Source organism: Microcoleus sp. PH2017_28_MFU_U_A (genome assembly GCF_020738035.1).
Lineage (GTDB): Bacteria > Cyanobacteriota > Cyanobacteriia > Cyanobacteriales > Microcoleaceae > Microcoleus.
The window spans coordinates 153,131-173,917 of sequence record NZ_JAEQCX010000044.1 but is presented as its reverse complement, the minus strand read 5'-3'; the positions used below and the strand labels follow the sequence as shown (position 1 = coordinate 173,917).

The 20,787-nt window shown below is 42.9% G+C and carries 19 protein-coding genes; 1 reads left to right on the top strand and 18 read right to left on the bottom strand.

The features are described from left to right. The 14 genes from JGK14_RS10545 to pseB all read right to left on the bottom strand — a co-directional run. On the bottom strand, positions 1-980 hold a 980-nt coding region (locus tag JGK14_RS10545; RefSeq protein WP_293217702.1), incomplete at its 3' end, for a class I SAM-dependent methyltransferase. A gap of 160 nt (positions 981-1,140) precedes the next feature. After that, the gene (locus tag JGK14_RS10540; protein ID WP_293217704.1) at positions 1,141-2,646 is read right to left on the bottom strand and encodes a tetratricopeptide repeat protein; all 1,506 of its coding nucleotides are present in this window, start codon (positions 2,644-2,646) and stop codon (positions 1,141-1,143) included. A 36-nt stretch (positions 2,647-2,682) separates the two neighbouring features. After that, entirely contained in the window at positions 2,683-3,747 is a 1,065-nt protein-coding gene (gene pseI / locus JGK14_RS10535) for a pseudaminic acid synthase (protein ID WP_293217706.1), read from the bottom strand. Continuing rightward, positions 3,748-4,656, bottom strand: coding sequence for a class I SAM-dependent methyltransferase (locus JGK14_RS10530; RefSeq protein WP_293217709.1), 909 nt, complete (start codon positions 4,654-4,656; stop codon positions 3,748-3,750). A gap of 18 nt (positions 4,657-4,674) precedes the next feature. Beyond that, a complete protein-coding gene (locus tag JGK14_RS10525; RefSeq protein ID WP_293217712.1) occupies positions 4,675-5,982 on the bottom strand; it encodes an MBL fold metallo-hydrolase in 1,308 nt (435 codons plus the stop codon). After that, positions 5,975-6,658, bottom strand: coding sequence for a WbqC family protein (locus JGK14_RS10520; protein WP_293217714.1), 684 nt, complete (start codon positions 6,656-6,658; stop codon positions 5,975-5,977). The genes JGK14_RS10525 and JGK14_RS10520 overlap by 8 nt, the downstream gene beginning before the upstream one ends. An 11-nt stretch (positions 6,659-6,669) precedes the next feature. Beyond that, entirely contained in the window at positions 6,670-7,275 is a 606-nt protein-coding gene (locus tag JGK14_RS10515; RefSeq protein ID WP_293217717.1) for a GNAT family N-acetyltransferase, read from the bottom strand. A 5-nt stretch (positions 7,276-7,280) separates the two neighbouring features. Continuing rightward, a complete protein-coding gene (pseG, locus tag JGK14_RS10510) occupies positions 7,281-8,360 on the bottom strand; it encodes a UDP-2,4-diacetamido-2,4,6-trideoxy-beta-L-altropyranose hydrolase (RefSeq protein WP_293217720.1) in 1,080 nt (359 codons plus the stop codon). Between the two features lie 171 nt (positions 8,361-8,531). Further along, a complete protein-coding gene (locus tag JGK14_RS10505) occupies positions 8,532-10,559 on the bottom strand; it encodes an aminotransferase class III-fold pyridoxal phosphate-dependent enzyme (protein ID WP_293217723.1) in 2,028 nt (675 codons plus the stop codon). After that, positions 10,556-11,422 carry an aldo/keto reductase gene (locus JGK14_RS10500; RefSeq protein ID WP_293217726.1) on the bottom strand — a complete coding sequence of 289 codons (867 nt, stop codon included), beginning with the start codon at positions 11,420-11,422 and terminating at the stop codon, positions 10,556-10,558. Before JGK14_RS10500 ends, JGK14_RS10505 begins: the two co-directional genes overlap by 4 nt. Positions 11,423-11,448: 26 nt before the next feature. After that, a complete protein-coding gene (locus tag JGK14_RS10495) occupies positions 11,449-12,150 on the bottom strand; it encodes a class I SAM-dependent methyltransferase (RefSeq protein ID WP_293217729.1) in 702 nt (233 codons plus the stop codon). Between the two features lie 17 nt (positions 12,151-12,167). Next, positions 12,168-13,343: a UDP-4-amino-4,6-dideoxy-N-acetyl-beta-L-altrosamine transaminase gene (pseC, locus tag JGK14_RS10490; RefSeq protein WP_293217732.1), complete on the bottom strand. Its 1,176-nt coding sequence runs from the start codon at positions 13,341-13,343 to the stop codon at positions 12,168-12,170. 88 nt (positions 13,344-13,431) lie between these two features. Beyond that, positions 13,432-14,244: a hypothetical protein gene (locus tag JGK14_RS10485; RefSeq protein WP_293217735.1), complete on the bottom strand. Its 813-nt coding sequence runs from the start codon at positions 14,242-14,244 to the stop codon at positions 13,432-13,434. A gap of 24 nt (positions 14,245-14,268) precedes the next feature. Continuing rightward, positions 14,269-15,255, bottom strand: a complete 987-nt coding sequence (pseB, locus tag JGK14_RS10480) for a UDP-N-acetylglucosamine 4,6-dehydratase (inverting) (protein WP_293217738.1) — start codon at positions 15,253-15,255, stop codon at positions 14,269-14,271. 560 nt (positions 15,256-15,815) lie between these two features. Between pseB and JGK14_RS10475 the strand changes: the two genes are divergently transcribed. Next, positions 15,816-16,538, top strand: a complete 723-nt coding sequence (locus JGK14_RS10475; RefSeq protein WP_325315039.1) for a tetratricopeptide repeat protein — start codon at positions 15,816-15,818, stop codon at positions 16,536-16,538. Here JGK14_RS10475 and JGK14_RS10470 read toward each other — a convergent pair. From JGK14_RS10470 to nadD, 4 genes are all read right to left on the bottom strand, one after another. Continuing rightward, positions 16,526-16,705, bottom strand: coding sequence for a DUF5678 domain-containing protein (locus JGK14_RS10470; protein ID WP_293217744.1), 180 nt, complete (start codon positions 16,703-16,705; stop codon positions 16,526-16,528). The two genes, JGK14_RS10475 and JGK14_RS10470, sit on opposite strands and share 13 nt — an antisense overlap. 22 nt (positions 16,706-16,727) lie before the next feature. Next, complete coding sequence (locus tag JGK14_RS10465) at positions 16,728-17,681, bottom strand: GDP-mannose 4,6-dehydratase (RefSeq protein ID WP_293196796.1); 954 nt, start codon at positions 17,679-17,681, stop codon at positions 16,728-16,730. Between the two features lie 607 nt (positions 17,682-18,288). Beyond that, on the bottom strand, positions 18,289-19,308 hold the full coding sequence (locus tag JGK14_RS10460; RefSeq protein WP_293178915.1) for a type I glyceraldehyde-3-phosphate dehydrogenase: 1,020 nt from the start codon (positions 19,306-19,308) through the stop codon (positions 18,289-18,291). Positions 19,309-19,498: 190 nt separating this feature from the next. Next, positions 19,499-20,209, bottom strand: coding sequence for a nicotinate (nicotinamide) nucleotide adenylyltransferase (nadD, locus tag JGK14_RS10455; RefSeq protein ID WP_325315038.1), 711 nt, complete (start codon positions 20,207-20,209; stop codon positions 19,499-19,501). Between the last annotated feature and the right edge of the window lie 578 nt (positions 20,210-20,787).

Here is a 20,787-nt window from a genome sequence, read left to right as displayed (position 1 = left end):
TGCAGTTGAGACTGGGATTGTTCTAATAAACCCTCAGTTTGTTGCAGTTGAGACTGGGATTGTTCTAATAAACCCTCAGTTTGTTGCAGTTGAGACTGAAAATTTGATAGCAATGCCTGAAGTTGGTAAACTTCTGTTTGGCATTCGGATAATCTGATATTATTCAGATCTAAAATAGATTTTGATTGATTTGATTGATCTTGCGTATTCTTCTCAAGCTCCATAAGAACATCATCTTTATCATCAATAAAAATTGAATCTAACAGTTCCTTTGTATTATTTATTTCATCAGAACATACTGCAACAAAATAGATAGGCTCCTGTAAAGAACAGAATTCTTTTTTGAGTTCATTTTCTTTATTTGTATAAGACGTAATACTTGAGGGGAGATTGTCTGATAATAACGGAAAGACAAAAGATCCTATTCCCAATCGCTGTCCATACAGCTTGACGTTCTTGAAGTAACGATTTAGTAAACTTATGAACTGATATTCATAGGGTTCATTTACATGAAATTGATTATTAGGATTAGCGGAGGCTGATTGGGGATTATCCGAATAGGTTAAACGATTAGGGGCGGAAATCAATAAAACCCCTCCCGGCTTCAATACCCGTTTAATTTCTCGCATCATTTCATCATGCTTATCGTGATGCTCAATGGTTTCAAAAGATGTTACTATCTCAAGAGATTCACTAGAAAGAGGAATGGCATCGCAAGAGCCGACAACAAATTCCAAATTGGAAATATTATCGTATTTTTTACGAGAGAAGTTGACACACTCTCTGTCAATATCAACACCGATAACAGAGTTAGCAAGTTTAGACAAATAAGCACTTCCATATCCCTCGCCAGAGGCTATATCAAGAACTGATTTGCCTCGAACAAAGTCTAGTGCTAAAGCATAGCGATGTAAATGCTCATACCTGATACGACCTTGGACTGTAGGAACGTACCTTTCTCCTGTAAATGCCATTTCCATGTGTTTAGATATCCTCCTCACGTTTAATTTATTATTGCATCAATTGATTTTACACCAACCAGAATACAATCTGCGTCGGTAAGGACCGAAAGTTCTACATTCCAAAGGCTTAAGGTAAGTAATAAGTTCTCCAACACGGGGAACTAAGTTTGATATTTGCTTATTCTGTGTTAATTTTATCTTTAAATAATTTTAGATTAATTGCACGACGATAATAAATTATTGCCTTTTCCAGGTTTCCGACTTTAACCATTGCTTCAGCTAAATCTGAATAGACAATATCTATATTCCTATCTAATGAAAGAGCATGATTATAGCATGATATTCCTTCTTCTAAATAACCCAATTTTATCAAGACTTGCCCTAACCTATGATAGGCTAAAGGATTAGTTGGTTCTATTTCTAAGGCTTGCTTATGACTGGATAGTAAGTCTTCGTCAAATGATTGATTCAGAACATCTATATCTGAGTTCATTATTGGTATATTTGGTTGATTTTTTTCGTCAACCGAACCTGCATAATAATGATCAAATTGTGATTGAGTTTGATTAAGTACAAATTGACATATTTCTTTCAATTGCTGCACTTGGTTAAGTTGAAATTGTAAACAATCTTTCTCTGATTCAATTTTTTGAAGCTGAACATTAACTTCTTCAACTTGAATCGTAGATTGCTGAAGTTCAACTTGTAAGGTTTGCACTTGTGATTCAGTCTGCTCAAGAAGAGCAAATTTTTGCCTCAATCCTTCTACATAAGGACGTGAGTTATATAAATTAGTTAAATAAGTATACAATTCAATCTTTCCCATTTTGTGCTTAATCCCTAATTTGGTAGAGGCTATCTCCCATTGAGCTTGAGGATCTGCAACTTGATCATCCTTTGTGAGGCTTAAAATAGCTTCTATTCTTCTGTAATATTCCATTTCTTCTGAGGAGGAGCTAAGATACTCACCTTTTTCATATTTTGTCTTATTTCCATATAAAAAGAACTGAAGACCAAGGTAGATTGAGTAGCAAGCAGGTGTTGTCCAAAAGTTGCCCGTAGCATATTTCTTGTCTGCACAATAATTAATAAAATTAGTCAAGTAAGAGGGCGTATAAGACTGTCCATATAAGTACCAAAATGAGTTTTTATTGTTCACTATGTCTTGATAATAGGTAATAACCTCTGGAACACATGATATAACTGTAAATCCTTTTTCCTGAAAAGGAATATGTAAGCCAAGACATATATCATAGGGATGCAAACAAACAGATATAGGATGGAATTTATCTGGTAATGCTTCCAGTTGGCTTGCGTACTCCTGAAAGTCTTGTATTGCTGGAGTACAAGGAGATGAATGATTAGGAAATGCAATTGTTCCCTGTCTTTCAACGTCTGATAATGATGTTTTAAAATCATCAGCTAAATAAAGGAAAGGTGCACCTAAAACATGAATAGTTTGGGGTGGAAGATGACGAGTTTTGATATTCATTTCCTTAACTTCATCATCCCACACCCAATAGTCAAATAAATATTCATCGGTCATTTCCCAAAGATCGTAGTATGCCGAACCTCCATGCTGGATCACTAAGGGCAAAGGCAATTCTTCGGAATAACCACAGTAGTTTCTGATGATGGCGGCGTGACCGTAATATTTATTTACACCTAACTTGCTGATTTCCATGTTGAACTCTTAACAATTAAAATTTACTATTGTGGTTTAACTTGATTGATTTGGATGTTTGAGGTAATCCCACGTTACAGGTGTACCCTTTTGAACATCCTGATTAACAGATTGCCCTAATAAAACATCATAATATTTTGGTGGCAATCCCAATCCAGGACGTACAGTTCTCAGATTGTCTGGTGTAAAGACATCTCCAGACTTCATGTCTTTTGCAACATACAAGGAACGCCTATACGCGAAAGAAGCCTTCTCAGCCTCAGTTCGTCCATAGTGGATCTTGCCTAAAGCTTGCCAAGCTCTTTCAGCTTCTATAACTAACTGAGACATTTCTTCAGGTTCCATAGAGAAAGTTGAATCTACACCTCCATCAGCACGCCTTAAGGTAAAGTGCTTTTCAATAACTGTAGCACCCAGGGTAACACTACCGACAGCAACGCCAATCCCCATTGTATGGTCAGACAGACCGACTTCCACGTTAAACAGTTCCCGCAGATGGGGAATGGTCAGAAGATTGCTGTTTTCTGGGGTGGCGGGATAGGTGCTGGTGCATTTTAGTAAAATTAGCTCTTGACATCCCGCTTCTCGACAGGCGCGGACTGTTTCATCTAGTTCGGCGACTGTTGCCATGCCGGTTGAAATAATCATCGGCTTGCTAGTGCTGGCAACTTTGCGGATGAGGGGGATATCGGTGTTCTCAAAGGAGGCAATTTTGTAGCAGGGGACGTTCAGGGATTCTAGGAAATCAACGGCGGTTTCGTCAAAGGGGGTGCTGAAGCTGATGATGCCGAGTTCTTGGCAGCGTTGGAAAATAGGTTCGTGCCACTCCCACGGGGTGTAGGCTTGTTGGTAGAGTTTGTGGAGTGAGTTGCCCTTCCAAAGCGAGTTGGGATCATTGATAAAAAACTCGCCTTCTTCTATATCGAGGGTCATGGTGTCGGCGGTGTAGGTCTGGAGTTTTAGGGCATGAACCCCGGCTTTAGCGGCTGCTTCAACAATTGCTAAGGCGCGATCGAGCGACTGGTTGTGGTTGCCAGACATCTCAGCAATGATAAAAGGTGAATGCTGGATCCCTATTTGATAATCTACAATCTGAATCATTCAAACCTCACTACTTTCTATAGGCACAGCATATACGGTGATTTGCCTTCCTAATTCTAAATCAGCCAAGGCAGCATAAAAAGCACGTAATTTGTCAAGCTTTCCATGTTTAACCAGGACTTGCTCAAAGCGAACACGTTTCTGATGGCATTCAGCACCTAACACTCCATTTCCTACATATACATCACCCCACAGTAGAAACATTTCTAGTGGAAAAGATGCTTCTATATGTACTACTTGATAACCACAGGATTGCAATAATGCTTTGAGCGAGGTTGGCGAAAAGTAGTTCAAGTGATTGGGTGGACATACCCACCACTCCTGCAAGCGGTGTTCGGCTTTTGCACTGGTTTGAAAGTCATTGAATTCATTAGGAACATCAATGACTAGAACCCCACCCTTTGCGAGGTAGTCAGACCGGATACGCTTGAGAGCCTCAGCAGGGTTTCTGAGATGTTCCAGTACATTCAGAAGGGTAACGATATCAAAGCGTTCATCAAATGCTTTGATATCATTGCCTTCTATTCCTCTTTGTACCATTTTGATTCCTTGACTCAATCCATACTCATAGCCCTCGCGAGAAGGTTCAATTCCATGTACAGACAGACCTCGATCGCGAAAGTAAAGTAGTGCTTGGCAGTAGCCGCATCCAATGTCCAAAAGTTTTTTCCCCAGCAAGGAGCCAAGAATATCGGAGCATTGGTCGTGAATAAATTGCCAGCGAAGATGAAAGAACTCTCTATCCTTCTGTTGAACAGAAAGGTCTGAATCGTTGAATTTGCTGTATTCACCGGAGTAAAACTCATCCAAGTAGAAACGCTCTACTTCAGCTTCAGTTGGCACGGGGTTGATACGTAAAAAACTGTACTCTGGATCTTGTATTAGCTGATATTTATTATTTGTTTCCATTGTTTCCTTCTTTATTTGCTAAATCCGAAAATAGTTAAGCGCAATATACATCTCAAAAATGTATTCATCGGGACATCTATTATAGCTAAGGAAGCCACTGGCATCGGCAATGTTCCATGAAAAACCTCCCGTCAAAAGTAGGAAAAGCAGGCGCGGATCGCAACGCACGATAAGTCTATTAGTTTCACAAAGTCCAACGTTTATATCTAAAGTATAAGGTGGCGATAGACTAACGCTAGCATATTTTTGTCGGTCGTAAGCAAAGAAGTATTGCCAGGGTATATCCAGACTATTTCGCGACAGATAGATTTCCAGTCGTTTATGTGCCAAAGTAAACAAATGTGGAAAAGAAATGCTGGGGTTAAGTTGGATTACCTCAAAGTTATGATGGGTATCTTTTGCTTTGCCATGAATAAATGCCTCGCGCTCAATTTCATCATCATAAAAATTGGCTGCAACTGCATCTTCTACACCAATTTCTGTTTCCAATGAGATTGTGTCACCTGGGAGTAACAACACTGGACGAAATTCATCTCCTGCCTGACGGTGGTCTGCTATGTAACGATACACTGAAGCAGCACTCCGAGGCCAAGCCATAAAATCATTGAGTAAAGCAGATTTACCTGCCAGCACATGACTGTTTGCAACGGAGCAGAATAGACGTGGTTTAAGTCTACGCAGGCAATCCAGCATTTCAGCGTGATAACGATTGCGAATCAGATCTGCCTTTTTTAACTTTTCTGTCTCAGTCAAATTATCATAGCAAGCAGGATAGCCCGATCCGCCTACAGGTGGCAGCAAAGCTAAATCGAATTGGTAACGGGACAGGTAGTCATCTAGTGCTGGATAGGGCGGATTATCGTTGGCAAAATAAACTGCCTTACCATCAAAGTGAATAATTAGTGAAGAATCAATTAGATGATTGAGAGCATGAGCAGGCTCGGCTTCTACTACTTCAAAAAATAAACCTGGTGTAACTTCCCATAACTGTCGCGGGCGTAATTTAATCACTTCTCCAAAAGAGAGATTATGATAATGCAGGAAATTTTCAACCAAGTTTGGATGACGATCCATCAATACGATTTTGGCACTGCGATCGAGATATAGTAATGTTTTCAGATCGCAATGATCCTCATGAATGTGTGAAATAAAAATATAATCTAAACGTCCGATTTCTTTAGCATTTATCACTGGTTGAGGAAACTGTAGCCATGCTCCATCATATGCAGGAGTACCAATCCAAGGATCGGTCAGAATCCGAACTCCTTGGTATTCAAACAGAAAACATGAATCAGCGATTAATGTAACTTTCATCAAATTACTCATAGGTTTGTCCAATATAGTCTTTTGCTCCTCGTATACCTAGATTTGCAATTACATCTAGGATAGAGAGATGACTGATAAACTCAGTCACCTTCTGTTGCGGGTAAGAAGTAGGATGAAAATTTTGGAAAATTAAGCATACTTCAGATAATTGTTCAAAATTATCGTTTAGCAAATATTCTTTCGCTCCTAATGGGGACAGATATTCATTACAACCTACCATACGACATAGTTCAACCAGTTTTTCGCTACGGGGTAAATCGACCTTATATTTACTGGAACGATATCTCACAGTCTCAATATCAAGAATTACGCAAATCTTCTCAATTATAGCGATGTTAACATCTGCTAGAGTAATCTGACTTCCGTATTCAATAATATCGATAATTTCACTTAAGTCTTTCAGGTAAGGACAGCGACCATAGGCATGTCTTATAGAATCAGAATGCTTTCTCCGCCAATTAGTTTGCTTTGAATCTAATAAAACTTCATATAATTGCTGTCCGAGAAACTTGCGGGTGACTGGAACAGTCAGCCAATGTGGCTTTTCTCCCAACAAAATTCGATTTCGATTATGCCAAGTGCCACGTTCATATTGAGCATCGTCTAAGTAATAGAAATAATCAACACTTGTAATTAGATTGAAATAGCCTGACCAGGGTAAATAAGTAGGTTGCATAATCGCGCATCTCATTCTATTGACTCCTTCTGTCGAGATTGAAATTTGTCACTAAAAATGGCCATGAGTAAAGCATTTTGATGGCAACCGTTGATCCAGTAATGATTTACTAGGCATCCTTCACGAGTAAATCCGCAGGACTCATAACACTTGACAGCAGGTATATTTGATTCCAAAACACGCAGGGAAAGTTTGTGAAGGTTCAAACGCTCAAAGCCATAGCTTAATATCGTATTGACAATTTCAGTACCCAATCCTTCTCCTCGATATTTGCGATCCCCAATGTATAACCCCACGTCTGCGGTGCGACCTATCCAGTCAATGAACATTAGTCTAGCAATACCAATGAATTGATGAGAATCCTGATAAAACACGCCAAATAATACTTGATTTCGATCTTTTTGATTGTCTTGTAGCCATTGCTTAACCGCCAAGTCACTTACTGGAAAAGGAGGTGCAATAACTAAATCATTAAGCTCAAAATCATTTTTCCATTTATATATAATTTCCAGATGCGTTTCCTTGATATCAGCTAAGTATAAATTTGCTCCTGATATTCCGATTGGTTGTTCGGGTAGGACAACCTGAATTTTATCTGTAGCTTTGACAGAAGTCATAATTTTTAGTTGTTTTCAAATAAAAAACTAGAGACTCGTTTTGTTCCTAATCCATCCACTAAAATTTGCCCTCTTTTTGCTATCGCTACCAACTTTTCTTTATTGTTGAGTAGTTGAGCGATCGCGCAGTGAAGTTTTGCTACATCAATAGATTGCATCGCTCCAGTATAAACAATCACTCCCAGTCTCTCAAGTTCCTGACAAGCCGAAACCTGATTTTTAGCCACAGTTATGACCAGCGTCGGTAAACCTAAACAACAGCGTTCCCAGGTCGTCGTTCCTCCTGCACCCAATCCTAAATCTGCCTGAGCCATCAGGTCAGCCAAATGCGAACGATGATAATGTAGCACCATACGCGATCGCCCCGCAACTTGTTGCTCCAATTCCGCCCGATGAGGGTTCGTCGCACCTACCACCACATCCACCGTCAGCGCTTCAAACTCAGGACTAGACAGCGCCACAATCGCCTTCCCGGTCATATTCTGGGAATCTGTGCCACCAAAAAACACCAACACCCGCCGAACCTCTCCCGTCCGAGGAGGCTGAAGCTGTCGATAGGTGGCATATTCAGGACGCAGCAGCGCGTAACGAGCACCCACCAGCAACCGGCAGCCCACCGGAACCAGCCCCCCATAGCGAGCTTCTCCCCCAGGACTCTCGTTTTGATCCAGCAACCCATCGCATTCGTGAGGACGGTTCGCCAAATCATCCATCGCAAACAGTCGAGCAACATGGGGGCGTAACTGCTGCTCCCAAGTGCGATCGAGTCCATAATGATCGACAATCAGCCAGTCTGGGCGCTGCCCTGCCAATGCTTGAAAGGTTTGAGCTGCATCGGTATTCTGAGAGACACCCAACCAAGCCGCATAATCTTCGCCCGAATTCCCCGCCGACTCTGGCGCAGGTAAAATCGTCACCGGAAACGCTGCGCCTGTGAGCAAGTGAATCAAATGCCCCGGGTGCTCGCGACAGATAAATTGCACCTCCGCCCCCTGGCGACGCAACTCCTCCGCCAGAGTCAGACAACGCACCAGATGCCCCGTCCCTATTTGCTCCGACGCATCAACTCGAATCACTAATTTCACAACAATATCTGCCTCCCTAAAACAACCTATTGAACTCCAACCAGCTCCCGCCAACGCATCAACGACCCAATTAATTCGTAGTACCCCAAATGGGGAGTAGACAGCCACTCTTTAGCATAGGTTTTGCTCGCCCATCGTTGATTGGTGAGCGATAAGATGTTTTAACTCATTTCAATTTAACCGCTTAAACCCACTATGACAGACCGGACCTCTCAGAAGAGTTTTAACATCTCGACCTGCCTCGCATTCTGCGATCGCACCAAACACCGGATCGAGAGCTTCAAAATAATTCTCTACAAGATCCGATTTATGCTCCGTACAAACATAGACACTGGTAGCTGCTAAATATCCCTTATTCAACATTTCTTGAGTAATCAATGTTTTATATTCCAACATCTTGGGACTGGGAAAAGTGAAGCAAATCAAAGCGGGTAAACCCGAAATTTGAATATTCAGATGATATTTCGTCGCGAGTTTGCGCCATCCTTCCTCAATGGTTTTTCCCGTCTCGGTAATTTTTTCCCAAGACCGAGTTTGCTCCATCACTTCCAGCGTCTTGAGTCCGGCGGTTGGTCCAATCCGCTCTGTCCAGAAGGTGCTGCTAATAAATGTACTTTGAGCTGCTTCCATGACCTCTCGCCGTCCAATCGTCGCCGTAATGCCATAGCCATTACCCAAAGCCTTGCCAAACATTGCCATGTCCGGCTCCACACCATAGAGCTTATGCAGACCTCCAAAGGTTTGACGAAAACCTGAAGTACATTCGTCAAAAATCAGAATTATTCCTCGATCGCTGGCAAGATTTCTGACCTTCTCCAAAAAGCCGTTCTGTGGTTCTTCGCTGCGACGCACCTCCATTTTAATCACGCCAATGTCGTGAGCTTGAACCAATGCCTCTAGCTCATCAAAGCGATTGTAAGTAAATGGATAAATCGTATCTCGCAGGGCATCAGGAACGCCATTTGGCTCTAATCCAGGTAGCAAATGCCCCGCCAAATTACTTTCGCCACCCAAGTTGGCAGCTAAATACCAATCATGCCAGCCATGATAGCCACAGATGGCGACTTTTTCTCGACCCGAAGCTGCACGAGCAATCCGAATCGAGATCGCATTTGCCTCGCCACCGCTACGGGCAAACCGCACCATATCGGCCCAAGGGTGCAACTCCACCAGGCGCTCGGCTAAATAAACTTCCTCTGGACAGTTCAGTGTAGACATATTGCCTGAAGCAACCGTCTGGCGTACTGCTTCATCTACCTCTGGGTGTCCGTAACCCAAGATGTTCGTCCCGATACCCATGATGGACATATCAATATACTCTCGCCCATCAAGATCCCAAACATGGCAGCCTTTTGCCTTGCTGAAATAGGCAGGCCACTGTTCCGGTAAAAACATCTCTGCCCGCTTGGATAACAGCATATTTCCCCCTGGAATCACTCGCTTGGCTCGTTTCCACAGCTTTTGGCCCTTGCCAAGGGTTGCTCCTTCATTGCGGCTCAAATGATGATTGGCGGTAAAGTATTCGGGGCGATCGTGTTGCAAAGCTAGGACTTCCAACCAACTAAAATTACGGCGAGGCGCGAAATGCTTAAAGACATTCTCAATTACCTCAAAATCTTCTGCCTCATCAACTGTCCAGCGTTTGCCAGAGAGGTTTTCTGTATGAGCAATATCGAGTATTTGAAACTTTCCTGACTCTAGAATGTAAGTTGTAACGTGTTCTCGTTCGCGAGCCTGACGAGCTTCTTGCCAAGCTCGTGTCAAAGCCTTAAAGGTAAAAACCTCTACATCTAAACCATCAGGGTATGTAGGCGGAGTGACATTGCTGAGATAGTCTGCGTTGGATTTTTGGAATGTTGCGATCGCCCGATCTACAACTTCAGCATCGACAAGCGGACAATCTCCGGTAATGCGAACTACAGTGTCGGCTTTATAGACACTAGCAGCTTGATAGTAGCGATCGAGTACATCATCTTCGCTGCCTTGATAAACCTCATAACCCAAGCCTTGAACACGATCTACCAAAGCCTGATTGCGGACATCTTGGGACGTTGCCAAAATGATACCATCAAGTAACTTAGACTGTGAGAGGCGATCAAGTAGCAGTTCAATCATAGGTACTCCCAAAATCGGGCGCATCACCTTATTAGGAAAGCGAGTAGATCCCATTCGAGCTTGAACTATCCCTAGAATTGTCATTTCAACTTCCACCGCGAAGGGTTAATTAAATCTGGATCGTCACAGCACATATCGTCAGGTGGCTCTGACCCTTCTCCCGCCGTCGCGATCAAAATTTCTTGGAGTTGCGACAGGCGATCTACACCAACAACCACACGATCAATATCTGTTGAAAGAACGCAAGCTAGACAAGCCTGCAAGGGGGTTGAGCCACTGTCAATTAGCCATTGTTTCCACTGTTCCCAAAGAGGTTGCCAACGCTCAAAGTATGGTGGTCGAGCCGATGAATTCATCAGCAGCAAGCCTTGTAAGAAGATTGAGCGAACATGAACCTCAACTCCAGCCTCCTTGAGACGAGATAGCCACCCCGATCGATCTAAACTGCGATCTAAAACATTAAACGGAGCTTGTACCAAGTCGAACGGGAAAGGAGAAAATAAAGCTTCTAGCTCACTGTGATGGTAGATAGATATGCCGATTTTATCAACCAATCCTTTTTCTTTAAGCAAGTTCATAGCCTTATAAAGCTTTCCTCCTTCAGGACTTAGCAATTGATCGGGACGGTGTAGTAATAAACCATGTAATCGAGGAATTTTAAGTCGCTCAAGAGAGCCTTCCACTGATTCCAGTACCCAATCTGATACATCATTAAGTTCGGCTGGGAATTCAGAAAGCTTAGAAACAACTCGGAAAGAGTCTACGCCTATTTTACCCAGATTCTGCTCGCTCTCGCCGTAGGCGATTGCTGTATCTAGCGTATCAATCCCATTAGCCCGAGCACAATCTAGAATAGTCGTAGCGGTTTCTATACTCACTTGTCCTTGCTGATTAGCCACCCCATACGGAAGACCGAATTGAACAGTCCCCAATGCTAGACGCTTCATTTATATCGACCCAATTTAGCTGATTTTTACTTTTTCTCCCGAAAATACCGTCCGTAAGTATCCTTACAAAGCACTACAGTGACCCATTGCAGATCGTATGGATCGCTGATATCCCCTGAAGAAAGCCCCTCGAATTTCGACGATTGACGCCATATTAGTTGGTACGTTCCCAATGCCCTAAAAATTTCAGCATAGTCCTGCTTATAGGTAAACAGCCCTTCATAGTGTTTGTATGGATTTGCTCGCAAGGAGGGTGAATCGAAATCACTAATTACCAGCAGCCCACCATCTTTCAATGCAGCATCTACATTGGCAATAGCCTGAGTCAGTAGGTTACGATCTACCACGCAAAATACCCCCGACACAATCACAGCATCCGAGCCGCTCCAGGGCATTCCTTCTCTTTGTGAAATAGTGCCTTGTGCAAATTCCAACTCAGGAAATGTCTGTTTTCCAGCGGCAATCGCCTCTGCTGAGGGTTCTACAACCCGAACAATCCAATCAGGGTGATCTCGTAGGAAACCTGCTGACACACTGCCTGTCGCACCGCCAATATCTAGCAAACAACCTTCAGACGGAAGTTTGACACAATTCAGTGCTTCTAAAACCCTATGATTAGAAGGAGCTGGTTGCACAACCGAGGGATTGCGGTTAAACCAAGCATCTGCCTCTTGCTCAAGAAAAACTTTCTCTTGATCTATTTTCTCTAACGGATCGAAGGTGTGCATATCAATTTTACTTGCGATTAATATTTAACAGATATCACGTCTTGGAGTATTTTAACCACCTTGTCCTGACTAACCTCAGTCAATCCAGGATACAGTGGCAGACTTATTGCCTCCCGATAGTAATGTTCCGCTTTGGGAAAATCTCCCCACCGAAAACCAAGACTTTGATAATAAGGGTGAGTATGCACTGGAATATAGTGCAAATTCACTCCAATTCCGGCTTGGCGAAGTCCCTCAAAAATTTGACGATGACTTTTATCTATTTTATCAAGATTGAGGCGAATCACATACAGATGCCAGCTAGGGTATGTATCTGGATGTTGGCAAGGCAAGGTTAAAGGTAAATCTTGCAGTAGTTGATTATAGCGTTGAACTAGAAAATCACGACGTTTGACAAATTCATCTAGTCTCTGCATCTGACTAACACCTAATGCAGCTTGAATGTCAGTCATCCGATAGTGATAGCCTAACTCTATCTGTTCATAATACCAAGGGCCATGAGATGAACTTTCCATCAAGTCTATATTACGGGTAATGCCATGAGTCCGCAGCCTAATCAGTTTCTGATATAAGTCTTCGCGATTCGTCAGCACCATTCCACCTTCACCCGTTGTAATAATCTTCACTGGATGAAAGCTAAAAACAACCATATCAGAATATTGACAGCAGCCAATGGGTTGCTCCTGATATCGTCCACCTATACTATGGGCCGCATCTTCAATAATGTGAAAACCATATCGCTTTGATAAGCCGTAAATACGCTCCATTTCACAGGAGTGTCCGGCAAAATGTACAGGTATAACGAGTGTTGGTAAAGTTCCCTCCTGGTCAGCAATAGTTAATTTATGTTCTAATTCATTAACACTTAAATTATATGTGTGTGGATCGATATCCACAAAATCTACCCCGGCCTCACAGTACAAGCCACAATTAGCGGAAGCCACGAAAGTATTAGGTGATGTCCAAAGAATATCACCTTGACCGAGACCTAATCCTAAACAAGCAAGATGCAAGCCTGCTGTCGCACTGGAAACTGCAACTGCATATTTAGCTCCGCAATAAGTAGCAACAGCTTCTTCAAATCTTTCAATAGTTGGTCCTTGAGTTAACCAATCAGAACGTAGCACCTCAACAACGGCATCTATGTCTTGCTGAGAAATATCTTGTCGTGCGTAAGAAATATAAGATGTCATTGGTTAATTTGTTCACTCCTAGTTAGAACTTCTGCGATAGACATAGAGTCAATGGATTTTGAATTCCAGCAAATATAGAGTTCAATACCTATCTAAATTTCCAAGCAATAATATTTGTGCTATTTAAAGGATTTAATCCTACGACATCAGGGCGAAATTCTATTACCTCTATATCATCTCTCCACTGTTCACACAAAAGACTAACCAAGTCCATATTGTAGTTATTGAGTTCAACATACCTATTCCTGAGAAGTCCCACCAAAGAGCTTCTGTCTGACAAAAATGTTGGCTCAAAATGGACTACCATGTCGATGTTGTGTCTGTTTTCTAAAAGACCTTGAATCATTGTTTCAGCACTAGGCAGTTGTTCAACACTATGGCAGGTTAAGACAAGACTTCCTTTTTTGATAATTTTATAATCATCCAAGTTGTAATAATTAAATTCATTAATTTCTAATCCTAATTGAGTGCCTATTTTTACTGCATTTTTAGAGTATTCTCCGCCGTATACTTCAGCACAAAAGTTTTTCAGATAAGAGAAATTTTGACCGTAGCCACATCCTAATTCGCATATCCTATGCGGATTATAAGATTGAGTGATCTGAGAAATAATAGATTGATAAATTGTTGAAGCCATATTAATGTCTGTCTCAAACAATTCCTCCTCAATCGAAAAAATAAATTTATTTTTTTGAGTAATTTTTTCGCCTTCCATTTGCTTTTTTATATAATCTTCAACATTGGTCAGATTGCATGACAACAACCTGCCATATTTATCTTGATTATATTCTCTTTCAATTTGCGAAATATCCCTAGTTATCGACCATTTTTCTAATCCTAGCAATCTTTTACTCCAAGGATTTTCTAATGACAAATACTGATTCCAGCTAACTTTTTTCATTGTTTTTCTCACATCATGACTTCGTTATTTTAGCATCTCTCTAAGTTGTTCATGCGTCAACCATTCTGTATTTCTATCAGAACTATACTGAAACGATTCGGGGACTGCCCTCCCTTTTTCTCCTAAAACATTGTAAGTATAGTCAACGGCATGATTAAACTCAATAGCAGGTTTAATGACAAAATGATTTAAAAATTCAAAAGTTAAGTGGTAATCATCACCTGGGCACATCACTTCATGTAACTTTTCTCCCGGTCTAATTCCGACAATTTTTGTCGGAATTCCTGGTGCTAATGCGTCGGCTAAATCAGTAATTTTCATTGATGGGATTTTGGGTACAAATATCTCACCGCCTTGCATTCTTTCAAAACTTTCAAGGACAAAATCGACTCCCTGTTGGAGGGTAATCCAAAAACGAGTCATCCGAATATCTGTGATTGGTAATTCAGTTGCATTCTCCCGAATCAGTTTTTGAAAGAATGGAACGACTGAACCTCTGGAACCAACCACATTACCATATCGCACAACTGCAAAACGAGTTCTCAACGTACCGACAATGTTATTCGCTGCTACAAAAAGTTTATCAGATGCCAGCTTGGTAGCTCCATAAAGATTTATAGGGTTGGCTGCTTTATCGGTAGACAGTGCAATCACTTTTTCTACTTCATGTTCTAGAGCTGCATCAATAACATTACTTGCACCATGAATGTTTGTTTTAATACATTCCATAGGATTGTACTCAGCAGCCGGAACTTGCTTGAGGGCTGCGGCATGAATGACATAATGCACTCCCCGCATGGCTAAACTTAATCGATCGCGATCTCTTACATCGCCTATAAAGTAACGCATCGCGGGTGAGGTAAATTCCTGAGCCATCTCAAACTGCTTGAGTTCATCCCGTGAGTACACAATGATTTTTTTAGGTTGATACTGACTCAGAATGGTTTTGACACATTGTTTTCCAAATGAACCTGTACCTCCCGTAATCAAAATTGTTTTATCGTTAAACATTTAACTCCTTGTTTACTTTTCAGAAAATATGTTAATTAACCAAGTCAATTAGTGCGTTGGGACTCTTCAATTAAACCCAAGAGACGAGTAGCCTCTACAAAACACCGCAGATCATAGAGTTTGTGCACAGGGTATAACAATACCAGAACATCACAAGCTTAGCAAGACTCAGAGAAATCTTGATTGAAAGCGGTGCGGTAGCGAAATCTTGCCCTTGACTCCTACCTCAACACTATCCAGCCCTTGATCTGTGGTGATTCTGTGACAAAAGCAAGTAATATAGACAAGCGAGTGCTGCGAAGCATCGCAGCCTACAGAGTGGTGATGGTGTGGCAAAAGCAGGTAACTCTGTCAAGATGCGATCGACCTCAGCGAGATCTGGTACGCTCGCTCTTGTCAAAAAAATTTCTGTATTTTTTTTGACAAGAGTGTGCAAAAATCAGGTAATGTGAACAAACGAGTGCTGCAAAGGGCGTTAATACCTTACATTAATATTTACATTGATAACTTATTTTTGTAGTTACAAAAAAAGCAACCCCAGATTAAAGGATGAGATGGCTGTGAGTGAATTGTGTAAGGGAAAACAACTGGAAGAGGAAGGCAAGCTGGAAGAAGCTATAGCCTTTTACCGTCAGGAATTGGTGCTCAATAGTAACAATTCCTGGGCATACCACCGAATGGGAGAAGTGCTAACCAAACTGGGTCACTTCCATGAAGCAGTTACGGCTTACCGCCATGCAATAGAACTCAAACCTGATTTTTCTTGGAGTTATCACCACTTAGGGGATGCCCTAGCTCAACAACAACAGTGGGAAGAATCTGCTACAGCCTTCAGCGAAGCGATTGAACTCAATCCCGAACATTATGGTAGCTACGTGGGCCTAGGCAAGAGTTTAGCAAAAATGGGTCAACTAGATGAGGCAATCGCCACTTACCTCAGTGCAAAAGCACTCAACCCGGATGCAGATTGGATTAACTTCTCCCTAGCGGAAGTCGTAGAACAGAAAAAACAATCAGATTTAGTTTTGGCAATTGCTAATCGCCAACGGGAGATCGAACTAGATCCAGACAATTTGCAAGTTTACTATAATTTGTTAGAAATTCAACCAAACAACTGTCATGTGTGGTTGCAGTTAGCTGATATCTTGGCCAATCAATGTAGGTTAGAAGAGGCGATAGTCGTTTACCGTCAAGTCCTGCAACTGCTCGATCCGGGGAACCAAACTAACTCTAATTTAAACATCAAGGGGGGGCAAAAATCTGGGATCGCTCATTTGACATAACCCAATTTAGGTGTATCAGGCGGAATCCCGTCCTTCATTTTCCGATAATCCCGATCGCCACTAATCACACCTTCGTTAGTATAAGCGATCCACTGACCCCGATATTTTTTCAATTCACGACGATTAGCTTTGTACCACTCCTTAGCTGTCGCATATTCTGCTGCCATATTTTCACCTCATAATTTTCCCTCAAATCATCCTCGCCTCCACCATCATCCGCACTACATCGGGCATCTTATACTTCGCCTCCCATCCCAACTTTTGCTTAGCCTTAGCCGGATTTCCCCTCCCTACAGCAATCTCCGTCGGTCTGTAGAGACTCGCATCAGTTACCAAATGTTCCCGCCAATCCAAACCCGCAGCAACAAACGCTGTCTGCACAAATTCCTCCAAAGGATAACTTACACCAGTAGCAATTACATAATCATCTGGTTCTTCCTGCTGCAACATCAAATACATCGCCTCCACATATTCCGGTGCCCAGCCCCAGTCCCGCTGCACTGAAATATTTCCCAAATGCAGTTTTTCGGAACTACCCGCAGCAATTCGGCACACAACAGATACAATCTTTTGGGTGACGAACCTCTCCGGGCGCAGTGGCGACTCGTGATTGAACAAAATACCAGAACACGCAAACAAATTGTACGCTTCCCGATAATTCGCTACTTCCCAAAATGCTGCGGCTTTTGCCACTGCGTAAGGACTTCTGGGGCGAAAGGGGGTATTTTCATCGGCAGGATTGCCTCCGGTATCCCCAAAACATTCGCTAGAACTGGCATTGTAAAGTTTAATTTTGCCACCGGTAAACCGAATTGCTTCTAACAGATTTAATGTACCTGTGGCAATACTTTCGAGGGTTTCTACCGGTTGTTCAAAAGACAGAGCGACGGAACTTTGACCCGCTAGATTGTACACTTCGTCGGGTGCAATTTTTGCTAATACTTGCAAGACGCTGCGAAAATCGTTGAGAGACATGGATTCTAGTTTTACTCTGTCCCGGATTCCCAAACGGGCAAGGTTTCCGAAACTAGACATTTGGGCGTCCCTGGAGGTACCACAAACTTCATAACCTCGATCGAGCAACAGTTTAGCTAAATAAGCTCCATCTTGACCTGATATACCACAAATTAGCGCTTTTTTCATATAAATTTTTACAACCAAACTCTAGCTTAGTGGTTGCTATTTTTCCCGTTATTTAACTTTTACCGTCAGAATTTTTATTATTTTTAATATTTGGGATTTTTCGAGGAGTTACCAGAGAAGACCGGGCGGTTGAAACCGCGTCTATACAGACAAAACCCACCTCCGTGGGTTGAAGACGTGGCACTTACAATTCGGTTATTTTTCCGTCGGCGTCCGGCGGACATCGTTTGTGTAGTGTAGACGCGGTTTCAACCGTACGTCCGATTTACAAACAAATTTCAGGACTTACGCCGGAGGACTAAAGAAACCGGGTTTTTTACCGATATTAAGGGTTTGAACCAAATATTTGGGTGAAAAAACCCGGTTTCTGGCTACCCGTGCGTAAGTCCTGAAATCTCGCTTATAGCCGAGACCAGATCCCCCTAAATCCCCCTTAAAAAGGAGACTTTGAGAAGACTCTTGTCCCCCCTTTTTTAGAGAAGGCTCATGTCCCCCCCTTTTTTAGGGGGGTTAGGGGGGATCTGGGCTATAGCATCAAACAGTAGACCAATATTGCTTTATTCGTTATTTTTACCTTTTGCCTACTGACCAATGCCTTCTTCAGATACTAGCCTTCCCACCGTTGGGCGACCAATTCAGCCAAGTCAACCACCCGCTGGCTGTAGCCCCACTCGTTGTCGTACCAAGCCAACACCTTTACCATATCGCCGTCCATGACGAGGGTCAAGCTGGAATCCAGGATGGAAGAAGAATCGTTTCCGCGATAGTCGCAAGAAACCAGAGGCAAATCGTTGTACTCCAAAATCCCCTTCATCGGGCCTTCGGCTGCTTCTTTGAAAACTTGATTTACTTGCTCGGTAAAAGTCTTTTTCTCTACCTGAGCCACAAAATCAACGACCGACACATTAGGAGTCGGAACCCGCATGGCGATGCCATTTAACTTACCCTTCAATTCTGGAATCACCAAAGCCACAGCTTGAGCAGCACCAGTAGAAGTAGGCACAATATTCATCGCAGCAGCCCGCGCCCGTCGCAAATCCCGGTGGCTGGCATCCAGCAAGCGCTGGTCGCCAGTATAGCTGTGGGTAGTGGTCATCATGCCTTTGACGATGCCAAAATTTTCGTGAAGCACTTTCAGTACGGGAGCTAGACAGTTAGTAGTACAGCTAGCATTGCTGATGACAGTGTAGTCACTGTGCTTGTAGTTGTGGTGGTTGACTCCCATCACATAGGTGCCAACTTCTGGCCCCTTACCGGGAGCAGTAATTAGCACTTTTTTAGCGCCGGCAGTGATATGCTTCGAGGCACCAGCTTGGTCAACGAAGACGCCGGTTGCTTCAATAATCAGATCAATACCCCAATCTTTCCAAGGCAGGTTGAGCGGATTGCGATCGCTCACGCATTTAACTGTCTTGCCATTGAGAATAATCGAATTTTCATCCGTACTGATGTCCACACCCTTCAACGTTCCCATCATGGAATCGTATCTCAGCAAGTGAGCATTAGTTTTCGGATCGGAAGTGTCATTAATTGCTACCAGCTCAAGCTGGCTATTTTCTCGGCCCAGCAAGCAGCGCGTAAAACTGCGCCCAATACGTCCAAAACCATTGATCGCGACTCTAATCACCTAGTACCTCCTAATGATGGCAGCCCTTAACTCAGGCTGAATTTTTGGAAAAATTTAATAATTGACTTCTGACACCAGATCATATCGCAAAGGCTGATCCTTTCTAACTTTTCGTCTGTATCGAAAAAATCTGAAATTTTTGAGAAGGCAGAAATCCGAAGGCTCAAGGCATTCAGCTTTCGGCTGCTGGTTACTGGTAAAGCTGATGGGCCGCAATATAACTCCCGACAACTTCCGGTACTAAGTCGCCCAGGTCATGATTTTGGGCCCAGCAGCGGCGGATGTGGCTCGACGAAATCTCGATCGCGCGCATGGACAGCACCTCCCAACAAATTTCCACATCTAGCAGAGCCATCTGTTCGGCAACTTTGCAGCAAACAGCATTTGTCTCAACCTGCATCCTGTCCCCGGCATCAATGGACACATCGCTCAAACTATCGCCCCACTCAGATGCTGCCCCTATGTCCCCGCTTTCTGCTGTCTGCGGATCTACCTGACTCGGACGCGGGCCCACCAACCAGTGGCACAACCGCCCGATTTCGGCCGATCGGTGCCATTTGGGAAGAGTTCTGAAAGCATCGCTGCCAATAATCCAGTGCAGCCGATCGCCTGGATACATTTTTTGCAAATACAGCAAAGTGTCGATCGCAAAAGAACTGCCCGAGGGATTTGCCTCCAACGGAGCTAGTAGGAAGTCTGGGCGATCGCCGAGCGCCAGAGCGAGCATGGATCGCCGCCGCTCAAAACTTGCCAAATCCGATCGCCACTTGTGAGGAGGAGCGCGATCGGGTACCCAAATCACTCGATCGAGATTAAATTGACTCGCAGCCGCCTGGGCTACCAACAAGTGACCCCAGTGCACCGGGTCAAAAGTACCCCCAAAAATCGCTATTTTCCCCATAATTCCCAAAAATTAGGATTAATTAGGATTAATACAGACAGACATCGCCCAAATTTCATGTTTGTGCGCTTTTACCACTAAGCTCAGTCACTGTTTGACGGTTGCGATCGAATGTATATTTTGTATATAACTTATTCTCAAATAGGTGAGGTATGACTGTGATTTAAATTGTTGGGCTGTACCTTGATGTAATTTATAAAAGAGCGTAAGAGGGCTGAAGCCCAACAACGTACCTTTATTAAGTGAGAAAATGTATACAAATATGTGAGAAGCTACTGTGGTGGCGATCGAGTCAATCTCTGATTTTCAGGAAAAAATGACCGTACCCGCAGATAAATAACTAGAAAATGAGCGAACTTTTGTGATACGTGGTAGTGTTTGTAAATCCTGATGGGTTTTACCCTCAATCTTCGTACAAAGGTTGTGGGGCTTTTGCTGCCGTATCCCAGCACAGCAGGCGGGTAGAAAGAGAAAGAATGCAGGAGATATGCAACCGCCCACAATTAGTCAGTTAGCCCCGACCCCAGACCCCATTCTCTCTGACCTGCAATTTTCGAGCTGTGACTGTTCCGGAAAAC